The organism is Aliivibrio sp. S3MY1 (assembly GCF_028765575.1).
Lineage (GTDB): Bacteria > Pseudomonadota > Gammaproteobacteria > Enterobacterales > Vibrionaceae > Aliivibrio.
In genome coordinates this window covers 1-677 of sequence record NZ_JARACO010000106.1, presented here as the reverse complement: position 1 = coordinate 677, position 677 = coordinate 1, and the positions used below count along the sequence as shown (strand labels likewise).

At 35.6% G+C, this 677-nt stretch carries 2 protein-coding genes; both read left to right on the top strand.

Features of this window, described 5'->3' with window-relative positions; genetic code table 11:
• Positions 1-162: 162 nt before the first annotated feature.
• Positions 163-384, top strand: a complete 222-nt coding sequence (locus PVK62_RS17465) for a TA system antitoxin ParD family protein (RefSeq protein ID WP_274445648.1) — start codon at positions 163-165, stop codon at positions 382-384.
• Positions 377-667, top strand: a complete 291-nt coding sequence (locus PVK62_RS17460) for a type II toxin-antitoxin system RelE/ParE family toxin (protein WP_130046450.1) — start codon at positions 377-379, stop codon at positions 665-667. The genes PVK62_RS17465 and PVK62_RS17460 overlap by 8 nt, the downstream gene beginning before the upstream one ends.
• Positions 668-677: the final 10 nt, after the last annotated feature.

The following is a 677-nucleotide window of genomic DNA, read 5'->3' as shown; positions in this document are numbered from 1 at the left end:
ACAGATCAAGCTGAATTTTACCGCCATAAACACCGAAACTAAAGACAAACCTACAATGCCGAATGTAGTAAATCGTGTTGATGCGATTGTTATGGCGCAACTTGCGACAACCGTAGCAATATACTACAATAATGGGAATTAACTTTAAATAGGATACTTACAATGGCTACAGCAAGCATCAGATTAGACCAAGACCTTGTGCAAAAAGCTACTATTATGGCTAAAGCATTCAGTCGCACCACACCAAAACAAATTGAGCACTGGGCTAAAATTGGTGAAATGATGGAAGATAACCCAGAACTATCATATGAGTTTGTAAAACAAGCAATTATTGCCAAAGCTGAAAAAGAAGCAGGAAAATTGGAGAGCTATAGTTTTGGCTAATATAACTCAAATTTTACAGACACCTACATTTAAGAAAGCAGTAAAAAAGTTACATAAAAATCAAAAGACGGATCTTGATAATGCAATTAAAGAATTAATAAAAGAGCCATTATTAGGAGAGCAAAAGAAAGGTGACTTGTCATTTTTACGTGTCCATAAATTCAAAATGGTTAAGCAATTAACACTGCTTGGTTACAGTTACGAAGATGGCACGGTCACCCTTGAGCTAATGGCATTAGGATCTCATGAAAATTTTTACCGTGATGTTAAAAATATCTTCTGAGCCATAACGC